This is a genomic window from Saccharothrix sp. NPDC042600, from assembly GCF_040647305.1.
Taxonomy (GTDB): domain Bacteria; phylum Actinomycetota; class Actinomycetes; order Mycobacteriales; family Pseudonocardiaceae; genus Actinosynnema; species Actinosynnema mutabilis.
Genome location: NZ_JBEZBW010000010.1, coordinates 1 through 25,552 on the forward strand (window position 1 = coordinate 1; position 25,552 = coordinate 25,552).

Consider the following 25,552-nt stretch of genomic DNA (forward strand, 5'->3'; position numbering starts at 1 on the left):
GCGGGTTTTGAAGTCCTGGACCATGCGGTAGACGGCTTGGGTCTTGGCGTGGGTCCAGTCGTCGGTGTTGTAGTCGTTGTAGCAGAGTTTGGCGGCGGGGTCGGCGGCGCGGGCGGCGCGGAAGGCGGCTTCGATCCAGTCGTTGCCGGTGCGTTGGAGGTTGGAGTTGCGCCGCGCGCCGGAGCTGCCGTCCTCGAACGCTTCGTTGACCACGTCCCAGGCGTAGATCTTGCCCGCGTAGTACTGGGCGACCTTCGTGACGTGGTTGAGCATCGCCGAACGCAGCGCCGTGCCCTCCATGTTCTGCATCCAGCCCGGCTGCTGGGAGTGCCACGCCAGCGTGTGGCCGCGCACGCGCATGCCCTGCGCCCGCGCGTGGTTGACGATGCGGTCGGCGTTGCCGAAGGTGAACTGGTTCTGGTTCGGCTCGGTCGCGTCGATCTTCATCTCGTTCTCGGCGGTGACCATGTCGAACTCGCGGTTGAGGATGCCCACGTACGTCGAGTCGCTCAACTTGTTCGCGGCCACGGCCGTGCCGAAGTAGCGGCCCGACTGGGCCGCCGACGCGCCGAGCGTGGTCGCGGCGTTCGCGGAGGTCGCCACGAGCAGGCCGGCGCTCAGGGTCACGGTGGCGAGCACCGATGACACGAGCGCGGCGCGCGACACTGACCTCGATGTCAGCTTCATGTTTTGGCACCTTCTGGGGAGCACTGGGGACGTCGTCGTGTTCCAGGCCTGAAACTTTTAGCAGTATTGACCGAAACAGATAGTGCCGGCAAGGCCGTACTGAGACGCGCTTCGGACTGCTGACCTGAGGTGTAGGGAGGTCAGCGCATTCGAAACGTTTCGAAACTATGCGGCAGCGTCGAGCGCCTCGGCGACGGCGTCCCGCACCGCGCGCTCGTCCGGCGCGGTGCCGCCCCACTCGCGCAGCGAGGTGGTGGGGTCGTCCAGGCCGCAGGCCGGGAACCGGTCGTAGACGGTGAGATCCGGGTCGATGTTGAGCGAGAACCCGTGCGTGCTCACGCCGCCGCGGATGCGCATGCCGATCGAGGCGACCTTGCGGTGCTCCGGCGTCCACACGCCGACCAGGCTCGCCCCGCCGGGCGGGGTGTCGCGGCGGACGGCCGGGAAGCCGAGCGCGCGCAACGCGGCGACGAGCCCGTTCTCCATCCACCGCACCACGTCCGCCGGCCCGCGCTCCCGGACGTGCGCCACCAGGTAGCCGACCAACTGCCCCGGCCCGTGGTAGGTCGCCTGCCCGCCCCGGTCCACCAGGACGGTCGGCAGCCCGGCGGTGACGGTGGGCAGGTGCTCGGCGGGCGTGCGGGGACCGTGGGTGACGACGGGCGGGTGGGAGAGCAGGAACAACCGGTCGCCCGCGCGCCCCTCGCGGCACTCCTGCGCCCACCGCTCCATCGCCACCGCCGCGTCCGCGTAGGGCACCTCGCCGAGATCGACCCGCCGCAGAGCCGGAAATCCCCTCATGGCACCGATGCTACGCCGCGCCGAGGTCAGTCCACAGAGGACTGAAGGGCGGTGGCGAGCCGGTGCAGCCAGTCCCGCGCGTCACCGGTCAGGTCGGGGCGGTCGCTGCGGAAGTTGTCCCAGTCGACCTCCAGCGACAGCACGGACTCCGGGGTGAACCCGTCGGCGAGCGCGCCCAGCTCGGGCCGGATCAGCTCCCGCACCAGCGCGAGCGACGTGGTGGTGTGCTCGGCCAGCAGCACCGCGTCGTAGAGGTCCTTGCCCTGCGGGTAGGAGTCGGTCATCAGCCACTGCAGCTTCCACGCCAGCGACAGCCCCGGGCTCGCCGCGAGCACCGGGACGCCCACCGTGACGGTGACCGGCGGCTCGGGCAGGTGCTCGTTGAACACGAAGTCCAGCTGCACCGACCCGCCGGGCAGGCCCGGCACGTCGAAGGGCACCACGAGCCGCCGGCCCGGCACCCGCTCGTAGGTCCAGATCCAGTCCGAGGTCACGCCCTCCGCGCGCAGCCCGGGGCCGGGGTCCGCGGCCAGCGCCGCCACCAGGTCGGCCGGCATGGCCGACGCCTCCGCGCCGTCGGCGGCGAACTCCCGGGGCACCACGACGAAGTCCAGGTCGCCCGGCTCGCGCGCGGCCTCCCCGAACCACGCCCGCAGCACGACGCTGCCGCGCAGCACCAGGTTCCCCGCCCACCGCGACCCGGCCACCACGGCGAGCACGTGCGCCATCGCCGCCCGGCGCGCCGCGGTCCACCGCTCGCCCTCGGCCGGGTCGCCGAACACCGGCTCGCCCGCCCGGAAGGCGTGGACGAACTGCTTGAGCGCCGGGTCGAACGCGGCCCGCTGCCGGACGTCCCGACGCGGCCCGACCACCAGCGGCCGGTAGGTGGCGGGGTAGCCGTCGAGGCCGGCGGGCGCGGACCGGTCGCGCTCGTCCCGGTGGCCCACCCACGTCCGCCAGTCGTCCTCGGCGTCGATCCAGCCGCGATCGACCTCCAGGGCGTCGTCGTGGACGACGTACTCCTCCTCGACCTCCAGCACCTTCCAGCGCCGCAACGCTTCCAGCAGCGCGTCGAGGCGGGCGCGGGCGGTCGCGCGGCCGACGCCGTGGCAGCGCTGCGTGACGAACCGCTCCTCCTTGCGGCCCTCGGTCCGCCTGCGGGCGTTGCGCGACAGGTGGGCGTTGTGCGCCTTCGCCACGTCGAGGACCGCCGACAGCGCCTTCCAGTCGTCGCGCGGCAGCCGCAGCTTGACGTGGTGCTCGAAGTACAGGTCGGGGCGGGCCTGGTCGTCGGTCCGCGGGACGCCCTCGTTCCACGGCGCCGCCTCGACCTTGACCCGCAGCACCCGCAGCCCCGCGTCCTCGATGTCGGCCCGCCACCGCGAAGCCGTCGCGCGCACCTGCTCCAACGTCCCCCGACCGGTCAACGTGATCATGGGCTGGGACGGCGTCGCGCCCCGGTGCAGCTCGATGTGGCTGAACTTCGCGCCACGCCGGGCGGCGAACGCCGCCAACCCCTCCACCTCCCACTCGGAACCGGTCAGGTGGACCTCGAAGTCGCCGGAGAACATGGGCCGGATCTTCGCACGGCGACCGCGCGGGGGAAGATCGCTCCTGACGCGCGGGTGGCGGCGGCCGGATGGCGTGGGAACCCGCGGGGGTGTCGGGGGATCTCAGTAGGGTGGACCGATCGCGAGATGGGGGAGTGGCGGTGACCGACGAGGCCGATTTCGGGCCCTACCGGATCCTCGGCATGCTCGGCCAGGGCGGTATGGGTGTGGTGTACCGGGCGCACGACACGGCGCACGACCGGGTCGTGGCGCTGAAGAAGCTGCCCACCTCGGTGGCCGACCCCGAGTTCCGGGCCCGGTTCCAGCGCGAGGCGCGGCTGGCGGCCTCGCTGAGCCACCCGAACATCGTGCCGGTGCACGACTTCGGCGAGATCGACGGCCAGCTGTTCCTCGACATGCAACTGGTCGACGGCACCGACCTGCGGCGCATGATGGGGCAGGGCCAGGTGGACCAGGACCGGGCGCTGGCCGTGCTGCGCCAGGTCGCCCGCGCGCTGGACGCCGCCCACGAGGCCGGCCTGGTGCACCGGGACGTCAAGCCCTCCAACATCCTGGTCGACGGGGCCGGCCGCGCCTACCTCGCCGACTTCGGCATCGCCCGCGAGACCTCGCCGGACGCCACCGTGCTGACCCAGTCCGGCGACCTGATCGGCTCGTGGGACTACATGGCCCCGGAACGGCTCTCCCGCAGCGACGTCGACGGCCGCTCCGACCAGTACTCCCTGGCCTGCGTGCTGTTCGAGTGCCTGACCGGCCGCCTGCCCTACCCGGCCGCCGACATGGCCGCCAAGGTCGCGGGCCACCTGCTCCAGCCGCCGCCCGCGCCGTCGGTGTTCATCCCGACCATCACCCCCGCGCTGGACCGGGTCGTCCTGCGCGGCCTCGCCAAGGACCCCGCCCGGCGGTTCGAGTCGGCCACCGCCCTGATCACCGCCGCCGAGGCGGCCTCCTACTCCGGCGGCACCGTCCGCTCGGCCCAGCCGACCCTGCCCGGGCCGTCCAAGGAACGCGACCAGGGCCGCCTGGTCCGGGCGATCATGCGCGCCCAGGAGCGCAAGCCCGGCACCCGCCGGATGCCCTACAGCAGCAAGCCCGTCTGCCCCTACCCCGGCCTGTCCGGGTTCGACCGCTCGGACGCGGCGCTGTTCCACGGGCGCGACCACGTCGTCACCGACCTGTTGGTGCGCCTGGCCGAGCAGCTCGACGGCGGCGAGCCCGTGGTGGTGGTCGGCGCGTCCGGCTCGGGCAAGTCGTCGGTGCTGCGCGCGGGCCTGCTGCCCGCGCTGGCCGGCGGCGACGGGCCCGACCTCGCGGACTGGCCGCAGATCGTGCTCACCCCCGGCCCGGACCCGGTCCGCGGCCTGGCCACCGCGATGGCCGCCCACTCCGCGCTGGACGCGGACGAGTGGGCGCGGGTCATCCGGCAGACGCCCGCGAAGTTCGGCGAGACGTGCGCCCGGTCGGTCGGCGAGACCGCGACCCGGCCGGTGATCCTGGTCGACCAGTTCGAGGAGCTGTTCACCTACGGCGCGCCCGAGGCCGACCGGATCGCCTACGCCACCGCGCTGACCTCCGCGAGCCCGGCCATCGTCGTGCTCGCCGTCCGGGCCGACCTGGTCGACCGGTGCATCGAGTTGGCGCCGTTGAGACCCGCCCTGCAGGCCCCGGTCGTGCTCGGCCCGATGGACGCCACCGAGCTGCGGCAGGCCATCGTCGTGCCGGCCCGGGACGCGGGCCTGGAGGTGGAGACCGGCCTGCCCGAACGGCTCATCGCCGACCTGGGCGTGCGCGGCGAGATCGGCTACGACCCCGGCGCGCTGCCCCGGCTCGCGCACGCCCTGCGCGAGACGTGGAACCACCGCGAGGGCAACATGCTCACCCTCGCCGCCTACCGCCGGGCGGGCGGCATCGACGGCGCGGTCGCCCGCACCGCCGACGAGATCCACGACCGGCTCGACCCGCTGGGCCGGAACCTGCTGCGCACCACGTTGCTGCGGATGGTGACGGTGTTCGACGACGGCACCGCCGTGCGCCGCCGCGTGGACCCGCGCGAACTGCCCGCCCCGATCATCCTCGACCAGCTGATCAGCGCCCGCCTGGTCACCGTGGACGGCACCGGCGCCCGGCTGAGCCACGAGGCGCTGCTGTCCGCGTGGCCCCGGCTGCGCGGCTGGATCGACGAGGACCGCGCCGGCCTCATCCAGCACCGCCGGTTCACCGACGCGGTGCGGGTGTGGCTGGAGTCCGGGCAGCACGCCGACGACCTGTACCGGGGCGTGCGGCTGGCGTCGCTGACCGCCTGGCTGGACTCCGCCCGCGACCGGGTCCGGCTGCAACCGGCCGAGCAGGAGTTCCTGGCCCGCTCGACCGCCGCCGAACAGGCCGGGCAGCTCGCGCAGCGCCGCCGCACCCGGCGGCTGCGGACCCTGGTCGCCGCGCTGAGCGTGCTGCTGCTGGTCGCCGCCGGCGCGATCGTCGTGGCCACCAACCTCCAACAGGACGCCAAGAACCAGCGCGACCGGGCCGAGGCCTCCGGGTTCCTGAACCTCTCCCGCCAACTGGCCGCCGAGTCCTCCCTCGCGCGCGGCGTGGACCCGCGGCGCAGCGTGCTCAACGCGCTGGGCGCGTGGCAGGCGGGCCAGACCGTGGAGAGCCGCAGCGCCCTGCTGGCCAACGCCGTGGACGGCTACCGGGGCCGGATGACCGACCGCCACGACGGCGTGATCTCCTCGGTCGCCGTGTCCGGCGACGGCAAGGTGCTCGCCAGCGGCGGAAACGACGGCTCCCTGCGGCTGTGGGACGTCCCCACCCGCAAGCTGATCACCGTGCTGGACGACGGCGACGGCTGGTACCGCACGGTCTCCATCAGCCAGGACGGCAAGCTGCTCGCCACCGCGAACCCGGACAAGAAGACCGTGGCGCTGTGGGACGTGGAGAAGCGGGAGAAGATCCGGGACCTGCCCGGCACCGGCATCGACACCGTCCTGTCCCGCGACGGCACCGAGGTCGTGTCGTTCACCGAACGCGGCCTGGTCGTCTGGAACACCGAGACCTTCGCCGAACGCGCCGTGGTGCCGGTGACCTCGCCGTCGATCTTCATGGCGATGAGCCCGGACAAGAACCTCCTGGCCCTCACCGACGGCAACAACGTGCAGGTCCGGCGCATCGCCGACGGCGCGACGGTGGCGAACCTGGTCGGCCACACCGCCGCGGTCCAGTCGATCGCGTTCGACCCGGCCGGCCCCACCCTGGCCACCGCGTCCACCGACGGCACCGTGCGGCTGTGGGACACCGGCACCTGGACCACCCGCGCCACCCTGGAGTCGCCCGAGGGCAGCCTGACCTCGGTCGGGTTCAGCGCGACGGGCAACGCGATCGTCGCCAGCGGCAACGGCACCAGCGTGTACTCGTGGGACCCGACCAGCCTGGTGCTGGTGGCGCGCCTGGCGACCCGGTCGGTGACCACGTTCGGCATCACCGTGACCGCCGACGGGCACACCATGATCGGCGGCGACTCGGCCGGCGAGATCACCGTGTGGCAGCTCGGGCAGACCGTCATGGGCGACCGGCACGGGTCGGCCATCGCCGTGGCGTTCCACCCCGACGACAAGCTCATGGCCACCGTCGACGGGGCCGGGTTCCTGGAGGTGTGGGACACCACCACCGGCGACCTGGTCAAGCGGGTCAAGGCGCACGAGGGCGCGGCCTACGACGTGGACTTCGCCCCCGACGGCGAGGAGCTCGCGACCTCCGGCGAGGACGGCGCGGTGGTCGTGTGGCGGGTGTCCGACGTCGCCGAGCGACGGCGGTTCAGCCGGCCCGGCACCGTCATGGCCAGCATGCGCTACAGCCCCGACGGCAAGCAGCTCGCCATCGCCGGCCGCGCCCCCGCCACGGCCACCGGCCAGGACGTCGACCGCGACGAGATCCTCCTGCTGCGCGCGGGCGACCTGTCCCTGTCGCCGCTGCGCCGCCCGACCCGCGGCGAGCCGCGCAACGACGACCCCAAGTCCCCGGTCGGCAACCACCCCACCGGCATCGCGTTCAGCCCGGACGGCCGGACGCTCGCCGTGCCGCTGTCCGCGGGCAAGGTCGGCCTGTGGAACCTGGTGGACCCCGGCGCGGAGCTGACCATCCTGCCCGGCCACGACGGCATCGCCATCGACGCCGACTTCAGCCCCGACGGGACCCTGCTCGCCACCGGCGGCTCGGACCGGATCGTCAAGCTGTGGCGGGTGCGCGACGGGCAGCTCGTCGGCGAGCTGACCGGCAGCGACTCGACCATCCGGCGGGTCGCGTTCAGCCCCGACGGCAAGGCCCTGGCCACCGCGAGCCAGGACACCGTGGTGCGGCTGTGGAACGTGGAGGACCGGCGGTTCCTGGTGCGGCTGGACCGGCACGAGGACCAGTTGAACGACCTGGAGTTCGACAGCAAGGGGGAACGCGTGCTCAGCGTCGGCGCGGACGGCGTGGCGCGGCTGTGGCACCTCGACCCCGCGCACGCCACCCGGGTGTTGTGCGGGGTGCTGGACCGCGACACGCTGGCCGAGGAGTGGAACGCGCTCGGCCCGGACCGGGGGAGTGCGCCGACGTGCCCGGAGTGACCGGAGTGCCGGTGGGGGTGGAGGGGGTCGCCATGCCGACCGTCGTGGTGCGCGCCTCCGGCGTGGGCGCGGTCGTGCTGCGGCCCGGCGAGTCGCTGGTGTTCGGCCGCGCGCCGCACGTCGGCGAGCGGGTGCCCGGCCGGGTCGCGCTGACCCTGCCCGACTGCGCGCCGCACGTGTCCCGGCTGGTCGGCGAGCTGGTCGTCGGGACCGACACGGTGGCGCTGCACTGGCTCGGCGCGGGCGAGGCCCAGCTGTCGAGCCTGTTCGACGCGCCCGGCGGCGCGCGGCGGGTGATCCTGGCGCGGTCGATGTCGGCGCTGCTGGACCGCGGCGAGAACCAGCTGGTGCTGCTGCTGGGCCGCCAGGGCCCGCTCGGCTTCACCGACCTGGTGGTGAACATCGACGTCTCGGCGTCGGAGGGCGCGCCACCGGTGGACCCGCCGGAGGGCGAGGCGACCGGCAAGGGCCCGAGCCTGCCGCGCGGCGGCCGGGACTGGTACGTGGCGCTGGCGCTGTGCGAGCCGTGGCTCGCGGGCAAGGACGACTACCCGCGCCCGCCGTCGAACAAGGAGATCTACGAGCGGGTCCTGCACTGGCACGGCTACGCGTGGAACCTGCACCGGCCGCAGCGCGTGGACGACGCCATCCGGGCCATCTCGGCGGTCGCGTTCGGGGTGGCCGACGACCCGTACCTGGCGCCGCACGTGGGCCGGTTGCAGAACATCCGCTTCGCGGTGGCGCGGCGCGCGGCGGAGACCCGCCTGGTGACCGCGGCGGACCTGGCGGAGGTCGAACGCGCCGCCCGGAACCGGAAACTTCCACCCCCGGCGCCGGGAACGGCCGGCTGGTAGTCCCGCTCTGACAGGGGAACCGAGGTTCCACTGTCGAGGGAGGACTGTCATGTCGCAACCGGTGCGGGTGCGGAAGTCCGGCGCCACCGTGGCGCTGCTGGTGCTGTTGACGCTGTCGAACCTGTTCGTGCTCGTGGTCGGCCTCGTGGGCTGGGTGGACGAGGCCGACCACGGCGCGGACTGGGACGACGGCTCGTTACGGGCCCTGGTGTTCGCCTCGCTGACGAGCCTGGTCGCCGTCGTGGGCCTGGTCGGGGCCTGGCTGACCCGCAAGTGGGGTCCCCGGCTGTACCTGGCCGCCGCCGGGATCGGCCTGCTGGTCGGGCTGGTCCTGGCGGAGGGGGCCGTGTCGCCGTTCAGCTTCCTGGGCATCGGGCTGGCCGTGGTGCTGTGGCTGACCGCCGAGAACAACTGGTAGGTCGCGGGCGGTCACCTTGTCCGTGGTGGCTTCGGAGGCGGGGACGCCGCTCGGCACCGGCTGGGCCGCGAACCCGCCTCCCGGCGTGCCGGGCTGAGCCGGCAGACCACCGCCGGGCGTGCCGGGCTGAGCCGGCAGACCACCGCCGGGGGTGCCGGGGTGGGCGGACAGCCCCGGTCCGGAGGCGAATCCACCGCTCGGGGTCGGCGGGTTGGGCGCGAAGCCGCCGCCCGGGGTGGCGGGGAACCCGGCACCCGGTGTCGCCGGGACCGGCGCGCCGACCACCGCACCGGCCGCCGCGAGGCGCTTGCGGCGGGTCACCAGGACCGCCGTGCCCGCCGTCGCCGTCGCGATCGCGATGCCCGCGCACAGGACCGCGAACACGATCAGCAACGTCGGCGCGCCGCCCGGCTTGCCGCCCTTGTCCGCCGCCAGTTTCCGGTACTCGCCGGCCTGCTGGTGCCCCGGCGACCCGGCGAGCACGGCGTCGAAGTACTCGACCGCCGCGTCGTAGTCGCCCTCGAAGTACTTGTCCAGCCCGGTCCGGTAGTCGCGGTCGTGGTCGCCGACCGCGGCCTTGATCTCCTTGCCCTTCAACACGTCCGTCAGCGTCTGCGAGGACGCGGCGAAGTTGAACGACTGCGTCTCGCCGGGCGATCCCTGGCTGACCAGGCCGACGATCCCGCCGTCCATGTCCACCACCGGCCCGCCGCTCATGCCGTGCGTGGCGGCGGCGCTGAACTCGTAGAACGGCCGGCCCTGCTGGGTGCGCCGCGCGGAGATCTGGCCGTTCTTGCTGCTGGGCTCCAGGCTCGGGTCCACGGCCGCGCTCGCCGAACCGGGGTAGCCGATCGCCAGGATCGGCGTGCCGACGGCGGTCTGCTCGTCGCGGACCTCCATGGCGGGCAGGTGTTCGCGCGGGATCTTGAGCACGGCGACGTCACCGTCCTCGGGCGCGACCAGGTCCACGACGGTGGCCGGCGCGATGTCGCGGACCTGCTCGGACCCCTTGGCCTCCATGCGCTCCACCTGGATGGAGCGGTCGATCGGGCTGTCCGGGGCCGCGCCCTCGGCCTGGCCGTGCTCGGCGAAGTCCCGGCGCGCCTTGGCCTCGTCGCGCACCCGACCGACCTTGGCCAACTCCGCGACCGCCGCCGCGAACAGCGCCCCGCCGCCACCGTGCGGTCCGGTGTGGACGCAGTGGCTGGCGGTGGCGACGTGCCCGTCGGGCGTGACGATCGCGCCGCTGCAGGAGGTCTTGACCTCGAAGCCCTCGGTGCCGCCGAAGACCTCGCCGGTGCGCTTGTCCCGCACCCAGCCGTGCCAGGTGACGGAGACGAACACGACGCCGGGCCGGGCCAACGCCGCCGCCCGCTCCTCCGGACTGGAGGGAGCCGCCGAACGGGCGGGAAGCGCGGCAAGGGCGGGAGCGGGCGCGGCGGCGGCGGCGGGTGCGGCGGCGGGTGTGGCGGCGGCGGGTGTGGTGGCGGGTGCGGCGAGGGCCGGTGTGGTGGCGAGGGCCGGTGTGGTGGCGAGGGCCGGTGCGGTGAGGGTGAGGCCCACTGCCAGCAGGGTCGCGGTTCGGCGGATCACCCGTACAGCCCCGTTCCCTCGACGCGCACCCACACCGAGCGGTAGCCGTTGGCCGCGTTCTGCTCGACGAACTGGTTGCCCTGGCAGGTGTACTCGTCCACCTCGTTCAGGTCCGCCTTGACCTCCTGCGGCGTGGTCCCGATGTGGCCGCGCTGGTCGTAGGACTCGTACACCACCGACGTCTTGGTGCGCGCCAGGTAGGTGACCTGCCGATCGGTCGCCGTCCAGGTGAACTCGGTGCTGCCGTTGCCGACCAGCCGCAGCTCGTTGCCCTGGTAGCTGCCGGTCAGGGTCCAGTTCTCCTGGAACTCCGTCGCGGTGCCGTCGGGCCGGAACTCGTAGCGGCGGCCCGCTCCGCTGAACGGGATGCGGTCGGCGTCGGTGTAGAACTTGAGCATCAGGCTGTCCTCGACCGTCCGCCACGTGCCGACGATGCACATCGGCAGCCCGGCGGCGCGGGAGGTCGGCGTGCGCGGCGTGGGGGACGGGCGGTCGCCCACCGCGACCGGGTCGCCACCGGCGGGTCCGCCGTCGGCGATGGCCACGGCCGTCAACGCGGACGCGCCCAGCAGCGCGGCGGCGGCGACGGCGAACAGGACGACGACGGCGGGTCTTCCCGGCGGCCGGGGGGAGTCGCTCACGCGCTCATCGTATTGATCGCACCGGCGGGCCGGACGCGGAACGTACCGGAAGTTTCCGCCGGCCGCACGGCCGTTGACCCGTACGGCGCAACGACTTCCGTCTCTCAGGTCAGGTGCTGGAACCGTTCCGACGCGACGGTCAACGCGTCCACGCACGCCCGGATCGCGCCGCGCTCGTCGTCCTCGGACCGGGTCACCGCGTAGATCGTCCGGTTGAGCGCCGGGCGGGTGGCCAGGACGCGCACGCCGTCGGGCACCGAGTCCCGGCCCAGCCGCGGCACGACGGCCGCGCCCACGTTGCCCGCGACCAGCGCCAGCTGGGTGGGGTAGTTGCCGATGGTGCAGCTGATCCGGGAGGTCACGCCGTGCCGGCGCAGCACGTGCGCCAACCAGTCGTAGCAGCCCGACCCGGCGCTCCAGCCGATCCACGGGATGTCGTCCACCTCGGCCAGGTCCACGCTCTTGCGGTGCGCCAGCCGGTGCGACGCGGGCAGCACCAGGTCCGCCACGTCGTGCAGCAGGGTGGTGCTCGTCGTGGTCGCGGGCAGCGCCAGCGGCCGGTGCTCCCAGCTCTCCAGCACGGCCACGTCCAACGCGCCCTCGACCACGCGCGGCAGCGTCTCCTCGGCCTCGCCCTCCTCCAGCGTCACCTCCAGGCCGGGGTGCCGGTCGCGCAGCGCCCCCAGCGCGGGCGGCAGGAGGGCGTGCACGGTCGTGGGGATCGCGCCGACCCGGACCGTGCCGGTGACGTCGTCGCGCAGCAGCTCCAGCTCCGTGCGCGCCTGCTCGACCTGGGCCAGGATCCGCTCGGCGTGCCTGGCCAGCACGTGCCCGGCGGTGGTGAGCCGGACCGTGCGGCCGTGCGGTTCGAGCAGCCGCTGCCCGGCCTCGCGCTCCAGCTTCGCCAGTTGCTGCGACACCCCGGACGGCGTCACGTGCAGCGCCACGGCCGCCGCCGCGACCGTGCCGTGGGTGGCCACGGCGTGCAGCGCACGCATCCGCTCCAGACTCAACACGGTAGCGATGCTACCGGGTTCCGCTCAGGAACAGTCGCTTGTCCTTGACAGTCGCGCGGGCGAGGCTGGGTGCCGTGACCACCACCGAAGCCCGCCCCACCGTCGCGCGCGCCACGCCGGCGCGGGTGAGCCCGGCCCTGCTCGCGGCCCTGGGCAGCGTCTGCATCGCCCTGTCGTCGGTGTTCATCAAGGTGTCCGGGACCACCGGCAGCACCAGCGCGTTCTGGCGCTGCCTGATCTCCCTGCCGGTGCTGGCGGTGCTGGTGTGGTTCGAACGCAGGCGTGGCACGGCCCGGCGGCGGATCGTCCTGCCGCTGCTCGCGGGCGTCGGGCTCGGCGTGGACTTCGTGCTGTGGGGCGACGCGATCGCGCTGGTCGGCGCGGGCGTGGCGACGGTCATCCTGTCGGTGCAGGTGGTGATCGTGCCCGCGGTGGCGTTCCTGGTCCACGGGGAGCGGCCGTCGGGCCGGTTCCTGGTCGCCGTGCCGGTGCTGCTGGGCGGGATCGTGCTGGCGGGCGGCCTGGCCGGCACCCCGGCGTTCGGGCGGGACCCGGTCCTGGGCGCGGTGCTGGCCCTGGGCGCCGGCGTCGGCTACGCCGCCTACCTGCTGCTCATCCGGCACAGCACCGGCCCGGGGGCCCGGGAGCACACGTTGCTGCTGGCCACGGTGTCGGCGGGCGTGGTGGCCGCGGTGATGGGCCTGCCGACCGGCCGCCTGGACCCGACCCCGGGCTGGCCCGCGCTGGGCTGGCTGGTGGCGCTGGCGGTGGTCGGCCAGGTCGTGGGCTGGATGCTGATCTCCACCGCGCTGCCGCGGATGTCCAGTTCGAAGGGGGCGACGCTGATGCTGGTCCAGCCGGTGGCGGCCGTCCTGCTGGGCGTCGTGCTGCTGTCCGAACGGCCCGGCTGGCTGCAACTGGTGGGCTGCGCGGTCGTGCTGGGCTCGGTCGCGTTCGTCGGCGCGGCACGGCGCTGAGGCCGGCGGACGAGAACCCCGCGGTCGCCGGCGGGGTTCTCGTCCACGCCTGCTACTTCGGCAGCGGCGCGTCCGGGGCCTTCAGCGACGCGCGCAGCAACTCCCGGTACTCGTCGACCATCTCGACGATCGTGGACTCGTCGAAGTCGAGGCTGTTGAACTTCACCACGCCCACCAGGTCGCCCGACGGGTCCAGGTCGAAGTCCCACAGGTTGCCGTCCGGGATCTCCGAGGTGTCCACCGACGAGATCAACCGCCGGCGCAGCGCCGTGTAGCGGATGTCGCCGATGCCCTCGGCCTCCGCGTCCGGCGGGAACTGCGAGATCTGGAACGCGGTGACCACGCTGTTGACGTTGATGGTCGTGCTGCGCATCAGCTCCGGCGCGGACTGGGCGATGATGTCGTTGAACGGCAGGTAGTGCGAGTACGCCTCCAGCAGCACGGACCGCGTCCGGTGCACCAGGTCGGCGAAGCTCGCGCAGCCGGACAGGTCGGTCCGGATCGGCAGGAAGTTGAACAGCGGGCCCACCGTGTCCTCGAACGCGGGTTCGGTGCGGCCGGCGGTGATGATCGGCGTGGCGATGTCGCTGACGCCGGTCCGGCGGTGCAGGAACAGGTTCCAGCACGCGAAGAAGACCATGAACGACGAGCTGTTGAGCGACTCGGCCAGCGCGGTGGTCGCGCCGACCAGGTCCCGGTCGAACAGGAACCGGTGCACCGCGTACACCGGCGGCACGTCGAACCGCCGGGGCCGGTCGGTCGGCGTGGTGACCATGGTCCCGCCGGCCAGCTTGGCCCGCCAGTACTCGCGGGCGATCGCGGCGGACTCGCTGGTGCGCGCCTCCCGCTGCCACTGGACGAACTCGCCGAACTGGCGCGTCTCCGGCAGTTCGGGCGCGGGCGCGCCGCGCCGCTTGGCGTAGCGGACGGCGAAGTCGCGCATGATCACGTGCATCGACCAGCCGTCGCTGACCAGGTGGTTGGTGACCAGCACGAGCACGGCGTCCTCGTCGTCGAACCGCCCGAGGGTGGCCTGCAGCAACGGCATCTCCTTGGCGGCGAGCCGGCCCGCCTGGTCGACGTCGTTGAGGAACTCGTGCGCCTGCTGCTCGCGGTCGGCCGGGTCGGCGGGCGGGAGGTCCACCACCGCGAGGTCGACCGGGCTCGGCGGGAAGACGCGCGCGTAGGGCGCGTCCTTGTCCCGCACCAGGGAGGTGCGCAGGACCTCGTGCCGCGCGACGACGTCGTCCAGCGCGAGCTGCACGGTCGGCAGGTCCAGCCGGCCCCGCACCCGCCAGCCGGCCAGGACGATCCCGCGCGGGCCGAACACGCCCAGTTCGTCGCCCCGGTCGAAGGCGCACAGGAATTCCTCGTTGGCCGACAGCGGGCGGGTGGCTCCGGTGTCGCCGGTCCTCGGGAGCTGGTGTTCGATGGTCATCGGCGGCCGTCCGTTCCGGGCGCGACAAGGCTGGAAGTCATGGTGGGGACCCGCTTTCTCGGCGAGGTGTGCGCTGCGGGGAATCGTTCCCCACCGCCGTGGCGGGGCACATCTCCCGAAGTGCTCCCCGCGTCCGGTCCCCGGACACGCGAAACGGCGTGGCCGTTGCCCTGGAAGGACAATCGGCCACGCCGAGGGGTCTCGCGCCGGACGAACGACCCGCCCCGGATCCGGGGTCAGTTGTCGTACTCGTCGTGGTACTTCAACCAGGCCCACTTGAAGGGCAGCCCCTCTTCCTGCCGGCCCAACGCGGTCAGGTCGAGGTAGTTGTAGGTGTTGTTGACCAGGTCGGTGCCGCGGAAGGCGGTCGAGTACGAGCAGTACACGTTGTCGTCGTCGTCGCGGATGAACACCGTGATGCCGGGGATCGTGGTCGCCCCGGGGACCAGGTCGAAGTTGAAGTCGTCGTAGAAGCTGGTGCCCGCGGAGGAGACCGCCTTGACCTTCCAGCCCATCCGCTCCCGGTGCGCGAGGAAGTCGGCCAGCGGGACCGGGCAGTCCACCATCAGCGTCGTGTCCCGGGCGTGCAGGTGCTCCATGTGGTAGGGCATGTTGTCGATCCAGAACGAGCAGCCCACGCAGAACTGGTTGCCGGAGTCCGACGGCTTCATGAAGTGGTACACGATGAGCTGTCGGCGGCCCTCGAACAGCTCGACCAGGCTGCGTTTGCCGTCGGCCGTGTCGAAGACGTAGTTCTCGACGGGGAACATCGGCAGTTCGCGGCGCTGGGCGTGCAGCGCGTCGCGCGCCTTGCTGTGCTCCTTCTCCTTGGCGAGGAGGGGAGTACGCGCCGCCCACCACTCTTCTCGGGACACGACTTTGGGCAGTGTCATCGCGACAACTCCTGGTCTTCGGGCTCGTCCTTGGCTTCACCTCCACCTTTCCGGGCGGCCGGTCGGCGAGCATCTCCGTGGTTGCCCGCCGGACGCGACGACGGCCGGCCGACGGGGTGGGGGACACCCCGTCGACCGGCCGTCGCCGGTCCTGGTCGATCACTCGCCGGGCGGCTGCTCGGCGGGCGCCTTGCGGGGCATCAGGGTGACGAACGGCAGGCTCAGGGCGGTCGCGGCGAGCACGACGATGAGGGTCACCTTCATCGCCTCCGCGAAACCGGAGTCGGCGGCCATGAAGAAGACCGACGTGACCGCGGCCGAACCGATCGCCGACGACAGCTGCTGGATCGAGGTCAGCGAGCCGCTGGCGCTGCCCGCCTCCTCGGGCTTCGCGTCGCCCAGGGCGACCGTGGGGATGGTGGTGAAGCACAGACCGGTGCCGATACCGACGATGATGAACGCCGGGACCAGCGCCCAGATGCTGACGTCCGTGCCGTAGGCGTAGACCAGCGCCAGGACGCCGGCGCAGCCGACCAGCGAGACGCCCAGGCCGATGAACACGAGCTTGCGGCCCAGCTTGGTGACCAGGCCGCCCATGGCGGCGAAGCTCGCGGCGATCAGGCCCAGGGTCAGCGGCACCAGGCCCAGCGACGCGTCGCGCGGGTTGGCGTCCAGGCCCTCCTGCAGGAACAGCGACAGCACGAAGAACAGACCGGTGCTGGCGGCGAAGGCGATCAGGCCGACGATCATGCCGGAGGTGAAGCCCTTGTTCTTCAGCAGCGAGGGCACGATCAGCGGGTTGGCCGCCGTGCGCTGGCGGTAGCCGAACAGGACGAAGAACAGCACGCCGACGGCGAGCGCGGCCACCGGGACGGCCGACCAGCCGTTGGAGGAGCCCTCGATCAGGCCGTACAGCACGCCGAGCATGGCCACCGCGAGCAGGCCGGAGCCCCAGCCGTCGACCACCGTGTCCCGGTCGCCGTCACCGTCGCGCGGCAGGATCCGGATGGCCACGATGATGCCGATGACGCCCAGGATGATGTTGGCGAGGAAGATCGGGCGCCAGGACAGGCCGAACAGGTCGGCGTTGATGATGAAACCGGCCAGGACCGGGCCGCCGACCGCGGAGATGCCGAGCACCGGGCCGAACAGACCGAACGCCTTGGCCAGCATGTCGGGCGTGAACGCCTTGGTCATGATCGCCATGCCCTGCGGGATGAGCAGCGCGCCGAACGCGCCCTGGGCGACGCGGGCGGCGATGAGCAGCGCCGGGTCGGGGGAGAACCCGATGACCGCCGAGGCCAGGGTGAACCCGGCCATGCCGATGAGGAACAGCTTGCGCTGGCCGTACTTGTCGCCCAGCCGCCCGCCGATCAGGAGGAGGACGCCCATGGCGAGCATGTACGCCGGTCCCACCCACTTGATCAGGCTCTCACCGCCGTTGAGCTCACGGGCGATGGTGGGGGCGGCGATGTTGGTGACGGTCCCGTCGATCACGTCGATGGCGTCGGCGAGCAGCACCAGCCCCAGGATCGACCACATCCGGCGGGTCGTGACCGCGCCCGGCTCGGTCGTGCTAGTCATGAGGAACGTCCTTCTCGGTTCGCGTCGGGGGCACCCCTCTTGGGCGACCTCTCACCCCTTACTACGAACGCCCCGCGCCCGATCCGACAGCGCGTTCAAGATTTTTTGCGACCGGGTCGCGGCGGAGTGCCCCGTGGGCGCGTTCGTGCTGGTGAGGGGCCTTGCGGGGCGGTGGTGAACGACGCCCGTCCGGGGAACCACCGCCCGGTTCGTGGGACGCGGGGCCCGGTCAGGGCAGCTCGTCGCGGCGGCGGGTCAGGTACGCCGTCTCGGCGGTGTTGCCGGCCAGTTCGATGGCCCGGTCGTAGGCCGCGCGCGCCGGCCCGGTGTGGCCCAACCGGCGCAGCAGCTCGGCGCGGGTGGCGTGGTAGGCGTGGTAGCCGGCCAGCGCCTGCCCCAGCCGGTCCACCGCCGCCAGCGCCACCGCCGGGCCGTCGATCTCGGCGACCGCGATCGCCCGGTTGAGCCGGACCATCGGCGACGGGTCCACCCGGACGAGCTGGTCGTAGAGCGCGACGACCTGCGACCAGTCGGTGTCGCGGATGTCGCGGGCGGAGGTGTGCACCGCGTTGATCGCCGCGAGGATCTGGTAGCGGCCCGGGGCGACCCCGGCCGCGGCGGCGGCCAGGCGCTCGCGCACCAGCCGGTGCCCCTCCTCGATCAGCGTCGCGTCCCACGCCCCGCGGTCCTGCTCGGCCAGCGGCACCAGCTCGCCGGTGGCCGACACGCGGGCCGGGCGGCGCGCCTCGATCAGCAGCATCAGCGCCAGCAGCCCGGCCACCTCGCCGTCGTCGGGCAGCAGGCCGCGGATCAGCCGGGTCAGCCGGATCGCCTCGGCGGTCAGGTCGTGGCGCACCGGGTCGGTGTCCGGGCCGGTGGCCAGGTAACCCTCGTTGAACACCAGGAACAGCACCGCGAGCACGCCGGTGACCCGGGCCGGGAGGTCCTCGGTGTCCGGCACGCGGTAGGGGATGCGCGCGGCCTTGATCTTGGCCTTCGCGCGGGTGATCCGCTGGCCCATCGCGCTCTCGGCGACCAGGAACGCGCGGGCGATCTCGGGCACGGTCAGCCCGCCGACCATGCGCAACGTCAGCGCCAGCCGGGCCTCCACGGCCAGCGCCGGGTGGCAGCAGGTGAAGATCAGCCGCAGCCGGTCGTCGTCGATCGCGCCGGGCGGCTCGGGCGGGCTGTCGGCGAGCACCCAGCGCGCTTCCTTCTGCTTCTCGTCGCGCTTGTTCTCCCGCCGGATGCGGTCGATGGCCTTGCGGCTCGCGGTGGTGGTCAGCCAGGCGGCGGTGTTGGGCGGCACGCCGTCCACCGGCCACCGCTCGACGGCGGTCGCGAACGCCTCGGCGGTGGCCTCCTCGGCGATGTCCAGGTCGCCGAAGCGCCTGGTGAGTGCGGCGACGACCCGGGCCCACCCCTCGTGGTGGGCCCGGGTGATCGCGTCCCGGACGTCGAACCCGGTCACACGGCCACGAACGGCCGCACCTCGATCTTGCGGTTGCAGGCCTTGGCCCCGTCGGTCGCGAGCTTGAGCGCGACGTCGAGGTCGGGCGCCTCGATGATCCAGAACCCGGCCAGGTACTCCTTGGACTCCAGGAACGGGCCGTCGGTGAACACCGCTTCGCCGCCCCGGTGGTCGATCACGGTGGCGTTGTCCGGCCCGGCCAGCCCACCGGCGAAGACCCAGTGGCCCCCGGCGCGGAGCCGGTCGTTGAACACGTCGATCGCAGCCTGTTCGTCCGGGTCGTCGACGCTGGCCTGGTCGTGGATCACGGAAAGCAGGTACTGCATCCGAAACGTCTCCTCTGGTGTCAGGACATGTGGTGAAGCGGTCCGGTGCTCGGTGCAGCGTAGTACTGCGGGCACCGGCCGGCCTCCGGGGAACAACCACACGGCCTGGCCGAGGATCGCCGAGTCGGCGGGCGGGGTCAGCCCGTCGGCCGGATCGTTACCGAGCGGCCACCCCGCCGGCACGTCGCGGATGGGCCACCGTGCCAGGCGGCCGAGCGGCCTGAGCGCCGGCCAGCGGCCGAGCGCTCACCACGCCGGCCAGCGGCCGAGCGATCACCGCGCCGGCGCGCGGCCGAGCTGTCACCGCGCCGGCCAGCGGCCGAGCGGCCTGCGCGCCGGCCTGCGGCTGGGTGCTCACCGCGCCGGCGTTCGACCGAGCGTTCCTCGCGTTTCCCTTGTCGTGTGCGCCGGTTCACCGGCTGTCGACCAGGTCGAGCACGTGCTTGGCCAGTTCCGGCGTCACGGCGTCGGGGCGGTCCGCGGGCGGCGGTGGCGTGACCCGGCACCGGTTCGCGGCGCCGCCGGGCAGCTCGAAGCCGGGGTCGTCGCTGAGCACCTCGATGGCGACCGCGTCCGAGGGCAGCTTCACCGGCCGGTCGTTGCGGCAGGCCAGCAGGAACGCCAGCCAGGTCCGGTAGGACACCTGGAGTTCGGCGAAGGCCAGCGGGGGTTTGCCCAGGCCCAGCCGCTTCGCCACCGCCGCCAGCCCGTCGGTCATGAGCTGCTCCATCCCGGTGATGGTGGCCCACGGGTCGCCGTCCAGGTCGGGGCAGGCTTCGCCGCCCACGCCCAACTTCCCCTGGAACTCGGCGAACCGCTCGGTGACGTGGTCGTCGCCGGGCCAGGACGGCTGCACCAGGACCGCGGTGACCTCGCGCTCGCCGGCCAGCCGGTCGGCGATCCGCAGGGACAGCGCGGCGGCGCTGCAGTGGCCCACCACGAACACCGGCCGGCCGGCGGCCTCGGGGGGTTCGGTGGCCAGGAAGGTCGCGGCGGTCTCCTCGGCCAGCTCCGGCAGGGCGGCGTAGAGCCGGTCGCCGGACACCGCGCCGCGCGGGTCCACCTGGTAGACCGGGTGGCCGGCGGCGATGTCGCTGATCAGCCGGCTCAACCGGGGCGACGCGGTGAGCGGCTGGAAGTCGGCGACCAGGACGGCCGCGCCGTCACCGGTGGAAAGCCTGCTGCACAGGGGTTGGGTGCCCACGACGGCCTGCATCGGCGTGTCCTCCCGCTCGGCACTTCCCGTGAACGACGGGGCAGCCGCGGCGCGGCCCTGCGGAAAGCTTCGCGAGCACCGGTGCGCGGCGGCATCTTCCCCGTTGCGGCCGTCGGCGAACCCGGCCAGGACAGCACGCCGTCGCGCCGGTAGCGTAGCGGCGGTCACAGCGACTGCCCTGGAGGTTGACGAATGCACTCGACGGTCGACTCGTTCCGCTTACCCGAAGGCATCACGCTCGGGGTCGAGCACTTCGGTGATGCGGCGGCGCCCCTCGTGCTGCTGGTGGGCGGTACGACGATGCTCTCGTGGCCCGACCCGCTGTGCGAGGCCCTCGCCCGCGGCGGACGCCACGTCGTGCGCTACGACCTGCGCGACTCCGGCGCGTCGACCACCGCCGACCCCGAGGCGCCGGACTACACGCTGCGCGACCTCGCCGCCGACGCCGCCGCGCTGGCCCGCGGCCTGGACGACCGGCCGGCGCACCTGGCGGGCATCGGCGTGGGCGGCATGGTCGCCCAGGTCGCCGCGCTCGACCACCCGGACGCGTTCTCCGCGCTCACCCTCGTCGGCACGCGGTCGGTCGTGCCCGGCCCGGTCGACGACGACCTGCCCGACCACGACCAGTCCGCGATGGGCCGCCGCTTCGCCCTCCCGAAGCCGGACTGGACCGACCGCGCCTCGGTGGGCGAGTGGGCCGCCGCCGCCGCGGAGGTCTTCGGCAACGACCCGACCGCCGCGCGCGCGACCGCCGAACGGATCTGGGACCGCACGCCGCACAAGGACCCCGCGCACATGCTGGCCAACCACCTGGGCATGGTGTTCGCCCGGATCGACTGCGGGCCGCGGTGGCGGGAGCGCCTGCCCGAGCTGGCGCTGCCGACGCTGGTCGTGCACGGCCGGCAGGACCCGTTCTTCCCGCTGGGCTGCGGCGAGTCGCTGGCGCGGGAGATCCCGGGCGCGAAGCTGCTGGTGCTGGACAAGGCTTCGACCGCGATCCCCGACTCGGCCGCCGACGAGGTGGCCACGGCGATGCTCGCGCTCTGACGACGCAGCCGGTGCACCCCGGGCTCCGGGGTGCACCGGCTGCGCTCACGCGGCGCGCAACGTCCGACCGTCGTCGTCGTTCTCCGCCGACCGGCCGTTGAGCCAGCGGTCGCGGGCGCGTTCCTCGTCGGTCTCCTCGATGTTGCGGGCCGCCAGGCGCAACATCGGCGGTGCCGTCAGCGATGTGATGATCGCGACCAGGACGATGATCGTGTACATGGCCGTGGACAAGATGCCCAGTTGCAGGCCGACCATCGCGATGATCACCTCGATGGCGCCCCGGGCGTTCAGGCCCGCGCCCAGGGCCAGCGCCTCCCACCGGCCCAGCCGCGCGGTCCGCGCGCCGAGGTAGGCGCCCGCGAACTTCGCGACCACCGCGACGACCAGCACGAGCCCGGTCGCGGCCAGGACCTCCGGGCGGGCCAACGCGGTCAGGTCCATGCGCAGCCCGGCGGTGGCGAAGAACAGCGGCGCGGGGACCGCCATGACGAACGTCCGCAGCGGCGTCAACCGCTCGCGGTCCAGCCACTTCGACGAGCCGATCACCATGCCGCCGAGCATCGCGCCGAGGACGGCTTCCAGGTGCAGCGCCTGGGTTCCCGCCGCGAACGCGAACACCAGCAGCACGACGGTGGCGGTCAGGACGCCCGGGTCGTCGCTGCGCCCGGCCAGCCGCAGCGCCTGCCCGACGACGGGCCGGGCGACGGTCAGGCACACCACCACGACCAGGGCGATGAACCCCAGCGGCAGCAACACGTTCGCCGCCCGCACGCCGACCGTCGCCATCGCCGCCACCACGGACAGCAGCAACCAGCCGACCAGGTCGATGACCGTGGCGCTGTTCATGGTGAGCTGACCGAAGTCGCGGTGCAGCAACCGCATGTCCAGCAACGTCTTCGCCAGCACCGGCACCGCGCTCACGCACAGCGCCACGCCGACGAACCCGGCGAACGGGACCCGGTCACCGCCCGGCCCCAGCAGGTCGGCGGGCAGCACCAGCCCCAGCGCGACCCCGGCCACCAGCGGCAGGACGAGCGCGGTCGTGCTGACCCACGCGGTGGTGCGGGCGTTGCGGTGCATCAACTTCAGGTCGATGCCGATCCCGGTGATCCCGACCAGCAGCAGCACCCCGATGTGCCCCACCGCGTCCACCAGGTGCAGCTGCCCCACCTGGTCCAGCCGCAACCACCCGAACACGCCCGGCGCCACCGCGCCGAGCGCCGACGGTCCGATGAGGACACCCGCGCACAGCTCCCCGATGACCGACGGCAGTCCCAGGCGCCGCGCCAGCCTGCCCAGCAGCAGCGCGCTGCCCAGCATCAGGCCGAGCAGGGTCGTGAACACCAGCACCTGGTGACCGCCCATCGGGGCGATCGGCTCTGCGGACAGGATCATCCCAGCTCCCTCGTCAGCGCGTGCGTGAGCGACGGGTGCCTCGGCACCTCGCGGACCACGGTCGCATGAGGACTTCCCGCGCCACTTCTCGGCGAATGCGGACCGGATCTGAGCAACGCGGGAGATCGCGGCCGCGCCGGGGACTGCGAAGGTGGTCCGGGAGACTCCCGGAGCCCGAATGGAAGGTGAGCGGCTGATGGCTGCTACTGCGATCCAGGACGTGCGCAACGTGCTGGCCGCCTACCCCGAACTCGCCGACGTCGCCGTCCTGACCCACTCCCAGGACCCGGCGGGCGAGGTCCGGGTGGCCTACGTCGTGCCCAAGAGCCCCGCCCTCGACCTGTCGGCGCTGCACAAGTACGCCCGCGAGTCGTTGCCGGGGGACGCGGTGCCGGCCGCCGTCGTGGTCGTGGACGCCATCCCGGCGGACACCGGGGCGCTCCCCGCGCCCGACCTGCGCGGTCACGCGCCCTACCGGGCCCCGGGAACCCCGCGCCAGGAGCTGCTCTGCGCCATCTTCGCCGACGTGCTCGGCCGGACCCGGTGCGGCCTGGACGACAACTTCTTCATCATGGGCGGCGAGTCGATCGACGCCATGCTGATCGCGAGCCGGGTCGGCCCGGCGGTCGGCCTGGAGATCTCGATGAACGAGCTGTTCGACGCGCCCACCGTCGCGGAGCTGGACAAGCTCCTGGACGAGCTGAGCGGCACCGGGGCCTGACGGTGGTCGCGGTCGCCAACCGGATGCGGGGTCTTCAGCAGTCCGTCCTGGGCGCGATGACCGTGCGCTGCCGGCAGGTCGGCGCCGTCAACCTCGCGCAGGGGCTGAGCCAGGTCCCGCCGCCCGCCTCCGTGCTGGCCGGCGGCGCGCGGGACTTCGCGGACGTCGGCCACTCCTACACCCAGCCCGAGGGCCTGCCGGTGTTCCGCGAAGCCGTCGCCGACAAGCTCAAGCGGTCCAGCGGGCTCAGCGTCGATCCCGCGACCCAGGTGCTGGCCACGGTCGGCGCGACGGGCGCGCTCATGGCGACGCTCACCGCCCTGCTCGACGAGGGCGACGGCGTCGTCCTGTTCGAACCCTTCTACAGCTACTACCTCTCCTCGCTCCAGGTGGTCGGGCTGCACCCGCGACCGGTGCGGCTGACCGGGCCGGACTTCGCGATCACCGCGGGACCGCTGCGGGCGGCGGTCACCGACCGGACCCGCGCGATGATCATCTGCACGCCGAACAACCCGACCGGGCGCCGGCTCACCGCCGCCGAACTGGAGGTCGTCGCGGCCGTCGCGGAGGAGCACGACCTGCTCGTCATCACCGACGAGGTCTACGACGACATCTACTTCGACGCGTCCCCGCACCTGGCCGCGGCGACGGTCGCGAACCTCGCCGAGCGCACGGTGACGTTGGGGTCGCTGGGGAAGTCGTTCAGCGTCCCGGGGTGGCGGCTGGGCTACGCGTGCGGCCCGGAGCACCTGATCGGCGCGATCCGGGTCGCGGCCGACTCGCTGGTGGTCTGCGCGCCGGCTCCCTTGCAGGAGTTCGGCGCGCGGGCGTTGAACCTGGGCGAGGACTACTACCGCGAGCTGCGCGCGATGTACGACCGCAAGCGCCGCGTCCTGGCGGAGGGGTTCACCGCCGCCGGGTTGTCGCCCAACCAGCCGGAAGGCGCGTACTACCTGTTCGTGGACTGCTCGCGGATGGGCGTGGCGACCGGGGCGGAGGCGGCCGAGCTGCTGCTGGAGCGCAACCTCGTCGGAACGGTGCCGGGAGAGGCCTTCCACCTCGACGCGCCGGACCGGCCGTACGTCCGCGCGTGCTTCTCCCTCCCGGACGACGTGCTGGCGGAAGCTGTCGACAGGCTGGCGATCGGAGGACTGGTCCGTGGGTGAGCACGTGGGTGGGCGCGCGGTGTTGGTCACCGGCGCGGCGCGGGGCATCGGGCGGGCCATCGCGCGGCGGTTCGCCGCGGCGGGCGACCGGGTGGCGATCCTCGACCGGGTGGCGGGCGCGGACGTGGTGGCCGGACTGGACGGCGGCGGGCACGTCGCCGTCGAAGCCGACCTGATGGACGGCGACGCCGTGCTCGCGGCGGTGGACTCGGCGGTCGCGCGGTTGGGCGGGCTGGACGTCGTGGTCAACAACGCCGGCATCTTCACCGCGCACCCCGTCACCGAGGTCGATTACGCGACCTGGCGGGAACTCTGGCGCACGACGCTGGGGATCAACCTGGTCGGCGCGGCCAACGTGACGTGGTGCGCGGTCCGGCACATGAAGGAGCGCGGCGGGCGGATCGTCAACGTGTCCTCGCGCGGGGCGTTCCGCGGCGAGCCGGAGGTGCCGGCGTACGGGGCGAGCAAGGCGGGGCTGAACTCGCTGACCCAGTCGCTGGCCATCGCGCTCGCGCCGCACGGCATCGCGGTGTCCGCCGTGGCGCCGGGGTTCGTGGAGACGGACATGACCACGGACTGGCTCAAGCCGCCGGGCGGCGACGCGATCCGGGCGCAGAGCCCGTTCGGCCGGGTCGCCCAGCCCGACGAGATCGCGGCGGGCGTGTTCTACCTGGCCTCCGCGCAGGCCGAGTGGGCCAGCGGCACGATCCTCGACCTGAACGGCGCCTCGTACCTGCGGTCGTGACAAGGGACCGCAGGCGGTCGGCACACGAGACCGCAGGCGGTCGGTGTGAGCAAGACCGCCGGCGGCCAGTGCACGAGACCGCCGGCGGTCCGTCCCCACGAGCGGACCGCCGGCGGGGTCCGCGCTCAGACGCCGGCGGTCCGCTGTTCCATCAGGGCGACGATCTCGGCCACGGTGTCGAGTTCGAGCAGCTCGTCGTCGGTGATCTCGATGCCGTGGCGCTGGCTGAGCACCATGGACAGCTCCACGACGGCGAGGGAGTCCAGGCCCGCGTCCTCGCGGCTCGCGTCCGGCCGCACGCCGTCGACGTCCAGCAGCAGGACCTCGGTCATCAGTGACTTCAGCAGCTCGTACATCGCGTCCTCCGGTGTGGCGTCGGCCGGCGTGC

The 25,552-nt window shown here is 73.2% G+C and carries 21 protein-coding genes; 7 read left to right on the top strand and 14 right to left on the bottom strand.

From position 1 onward, the window contains the following. From AB0A74_RS09800 to AB0A74_RS09810, 3 genes are all read right to left on the bottom strand, one after another. On the bottom strand, positions 1–687 hold a 687-nt coding region (locus AB0A74_RS09800), incomplete at its 3' end, for an endo-1,4-beta-xylanase (RefSeq protein WP_358248430.1). 165 nt (positions 688–852) lie between these two features. Next, positions 853–1,488: a lipoyl(octanoyl) transferase LipB gene (gene lipB / locus AB0A74_RS09805; RefSeq protein WP_358248431.1), complete on the bottom strand. Its 636-nt coding sequence runs from the start codon at positions 1,486–1,488 to the stop codon at positions 853–855. A 26-nt stretch (positions 1,489–1,514) separates the two neighbouring features. After that, positions 1,515–3,059: a nucleotidyl transferase AbiEii/AbiGii toxin family protein gene (locus tag AB0A74_RS09810; protein WP_358248432.1), complete on the bottom strand. Its 1,545-nt coding sequence runs from the start codon at positions 3,057–3,059 to the stop codon at positions 1,515–1,517. A gap of 140 nt (positions 3,060–3,199) precedes the next feature. Between AB0A74_RS09810 and AB0A74_RS09815 the strand changes: the two genes are divergently transcribed. Together AB0A74_RS09815 and AB0A74_RS09820 are read left to right on the top strand one after the other, a co-directional pair. Next, entirely contained in the window at positions 3,200–7,663 is a 4,464-nt protein-coding gene (locus AB0A74_RS09815) for a protein kinase (RefSeq protein ID WP_358248433.1), read from the top strand. Continuing rightward, a complete protein-coding gene (locus tag AB0A74_RS09820) occupies positions 7,660–8,517 on the top strand; it encodes a hypothetical protein (RefSeq protein ID WP_358248434.1) in 858 nt (285 codons plus the stop codon). Before AB0A74_RS09815 ends, AB0A74_RS09820 begins: the two co-directional genes overlap by 4 nt. A gap of 196 nt (positions 8,518–8,713) precedes the next feature. On the opposite strand, the gene AB0A74_RS09825 is transcribed toward AB0A74_RS09820, so the two are convergent. From AB0A74_RS09825 to AB0A74_RS09835, 3 genes are all read right to left on the bottom strand, one after another. Then, positions 8,714–10,528: a trypsin-like peptidase domain-containing protein gene (locus tag AB0A74_RS09825; RefSeq protein ID WP_358248435.1), complete on the bottom strand. Its 1,815-nt coding sequence runs from the start codon at positions 10,526–10,528 to the stop codon at positions 8,714–8,716. Next, a complete protein-coding gene (locus AB0A74_RS09830) occupies positions 10,525–11,169 on the bottom strand; it encodes a hypothetical protein (protein ID WP_358248436.1) in 645 nt (214 codons plus the stop codon). The genes AB0A74_RS09825 and AB0A74_RS09830 overlap by 4 nt, the downstream gene beginning before the upstream one ends. 104 nt (positions 11,170–11,273) lie before the next feature. Continuing rightward, the gene (locus tag AB0A74_RS09835; RefSeq protein ID WP_358248437.1) at positions 11,274–12,185 is read right to left on the bottom strand and encodes a LysR family transcriptional regulator; all 912 of its coding nucleotides are present in this window, start codon (positions 12,183–12,185) and stop codon (positions 11,274–11,276) included. A gap of 74 nt (positions 12,186–12,259) precedes the next feature. On the opposite strand from AB0A74_RS09835, the gene AB0A74_RS09840 reads away from it, so the two are divergent. Continuing rightward, positions 12,260–13,162 (top strand): DMT family transporter, encoded by a 903-nt coding sequence (locus tag AB0A74_RS09840; RefSeq protein WP_358248438.1) that lies wholly within the window; start codon positions 12,260–12,262, stop codon positions 13,160–13,162. Between the two features lie 52 nt (positions 13,163–13,214). On the opposite strand, the gene AB0A74_RS09845 is transcribed toward AB0A74_RS09840, so the two are convergent. From AB0A74_RS09845 to AB0A74_RS09870, 6 genes are all read right to left on the bottom strand, one after another. Then, positions 13,215–14,600, bottom strand: a complete 1,386-nt coding sequence (locus AB0A74_RS09845) for a condensation domain-containing protein (RefSeq protein ID WP_358248439.1) — start codon at positions 14,598–14,600, stop codon at positions 13,215–13,217. A gap of 236 nt (positions 14,601–14,836) precedes the next feature. Then, complete coding sequence (locus AB0A74_RS09850) at positions 14,837–15,493, bottom strand: DUF899 family protein (protein WP_358248440.1); 657 nt, start codon at positions 15,491–15,493, stop codon at positions 14,837–14,839. A gap of 159 nt (positions 15,494–15,652) precedes the next feature. Then, entirely contained in the window at positions 15,653–17,077 is a 1,425-nt protein-coding gene (locus tag AB0A74_RS09855) for an MFS transporter (protein WP_358248441.1), read from the bottom strand. A gap of 229 nt (positions 17,078–17,306) precedes the next feature. Then, entirely contained in the window at positions 17,307–18,548 is a 1,242-nt protein-coding gene (locus AB0A74_RS09860; RefSeq protein WP_358248442.1) for a DUF6596 domain-containing protein, read from the bottom strand. After that, the gene (locus tag AB0A74_RS09865; RefSeq protein WP_358248443.1) at positions 18,545–18,874 is read right to left on the bottom strand and encodes a YciI family protein; all 330 of its coding nucleotides are present in this window, start codon (positions 18,872–18,874) and stop codon (positions 18,545–18,547) included. The genes AB0A74_RS09860 and AB0A74_RS09865 overlap by 4 nt, the downstream gene beginning before the upstream one ends. A 412-nt stretch (positions 18,875–19,286) precedes the next feature. Further along, positions 19,287–20,090, bottom strand: coding sequence for a hypothetical protein (locus AB0A74_RS09870; RefSeq protein ID WP_358248444.1), 804 nt, complete (start codon positions 20,088–20,090; stop codon positions 19,287–19,289). Positions 20,091–20,282: 192 nt separating this feature from the next. Here AB0A74_RS09870 and AB0A74_RS09875 point away from each other — a divergent pair, with 192 nt between their 5' ends. After that, positions 20,283–21,137: an alpha/beta hydrolase gene (locus tag AB0A74_RS09875; protein ID WP_358248445.1), complete on the top strand. Its 855-nt coding sequence runs from the start codon at positions 20,283–20,285 to the stop codon at positions 21,135–21,137. 45 nt (positions 21,138–21,182) lie between these two features. Here AB0A74_RS09875 and AB0A74_RS09880 read toward each other — a convergent pair whose 3' ends face one another. Then, the gene (locus AB0A74_RS09880; protein WP_358248446.1) at positions 21,183–22,532 is read right to left on the bottom strand and encodes a cation:proton antiporter; all 1,350 of its coding nucleotides are present in this window, start codon (positions 22,530–22,532) and stop codon (positions 21,183–21,185) included. A 196-nt stretch (positions 22,533–22,728) separates the two neighbouring features. Between AB0A74_RS09880 and AB0A74_RS09885 the strand changes: the two genes are divergently transcribed. From AB0A74_RS09885 to AB0A74_RS09895, 3 genes are read left to right on the top strand one after another with little or no spacing between them, the layout of a single operon-like run. Beyond that, positions 22,729–23,253: a phosphopantetheine-binding protein gene (locus AB0A74_RS09885; RefSeq protein ID WP_358248447.1), complete on the top strand. Its 525-nt coding sequence runs from the start codon at positions 22,729–22,731 to the stop codon at positions 23,251–23,253. Between the two features lie 23 nt (positions 23,254–23,276). Beyond that, positions 23,277–24,419 carry a pyridoxal phosphate-dependent aminotransferase gene (locus AB0A74_RS09890; RefSeq protein ID WP_358248448.1) on the top strand — a complete coding sequence of 381 codons (1,143 nt, stop codon included), beginning with the start codon at positions 23,277–23,279 and terminating at the stop codon, positions 24,417–24,419. Beyond that, entirely contained in the window at positions 24,412–25,164 is a 753-nt protein-coding gene (locus AB0A74_RS09895) for an SDR family oxidoreductase (RefSeq protein ID WP_358248449.1), read from the top strand. Before AB0A74_RS09890 ends, AB0A74_RS09895 begins: the two co-directional genes overlap by 8 nt. Positions 25,165–25,289: 125 nt before the next feature. Here the strand turns inward: AB0A74_RS09895 and AB0A74_RS09900 are convergent, their stop codons facing one another. Beyond that, positions 25,290–25,520 carry an acyl carrier protein gene (locus AB0A74_RS09900; RefSeq protein WP_343936494.1) on the bottom strand — a complete coding sequence of 77 codons (231 nt, stop codon included), beginning with the start codon at positions 25,518–25,520 and terminating at the stop codon, positions 25,290–25,292. Positions 25,521–25,552: the final 32 nt, after the last annotated feature.

Excerpts from the sequence above, each read along its gene's own strand:
- AB0A74_RS09900 (WP_343936494.1), bottom strand. The coding sequence starts at position 25,520 with ATGTACGAGCTGCTGAAGTCACTGATGACCGAGGTCCTGCTGCTGGAC.
- AB0A74_RS09885 (WP_358248447.1), top strand. The coding sequence starts at position 22,729 with ATGGCTGCTACTGCGATCCAGGACGTGCGCAACGTGCTGGCCGCCTAC.
- AB0A74_RS09855 (WP_358248441.1), bottom strand. The coding sequence starts at position 17,077 with ATGACTAGCACGACCGAGCCGGGCGCGGTCACGACCCGCCGGATGTGG.
- AB0A74_RS09890 (WP_358248448.1), top strand. The coding sequence starts at position 23,277 with ATGCGGGGTCTTCAGCAGTCCGTCCTGGGCGCGATGACCGTGCGCTGC.
- AB0A74_RS09810 (WP_358248432.1), bottom strand. The coding sequence starts at position 3,059 with ATGTTCTCCGGCGACTTCGAGGTCCACCTGACCGGTTCCGAGTGGGAG.
- AB0A74_RS09865 (WP_358248443.1), bottom strand. The coding sequence starts at position 18,874 with ATGCAGTACCTGCTTTCCGTGATCCACGACCAGGCCAGCGTCGACGAC.
- AB0A74_RS09870 (WP_358248444.1), bottom strand. The coding sequence starts at position 20,090 with ATGCAGGCCGTCGTGGGCACCCAACCCCTGTGCAGCAGGCTTTCCACC.
- AB0A74_RS09850 (WP_358248440.1), bottom strand. The coding sequence starts at position 15,493 with ATGACACTGCCCAAAGTCGTGTCCCGAGAAGAGTGGTGGGCGGCGCGT.
- AB0A74_RS09875 (WP_358248445.1), top strand. The coding sequence starts at position 20,283 with ATGCACTCGACGGTCGACTCGTTCCGCTTACCCGAAGGCATCACGCTC.
- AB0A74_RS09845 (WP_358248439.1), bottom strand. The coding sequence starts at position 14,600 with ATGACCATCGAACACCAGCTCCCGAGGACCGGCGACACCGGAGCCACC.
- AB0A74_RS09880 (WP_358248446.1), bottom strand. The coding sequence starts at position 22,532 with ATGATCCTGTCCGCAGAGCCGATCGCCCCGATGGGCGGTCACCAGGTG.
- lipB (WP_358248431.1), bottom strand. The coding sequence starts at position 1,488 with ATGAGGGGATTTCCGGCTCTGCGGCGGGTCGATCTCGGCGAGGTGCCC.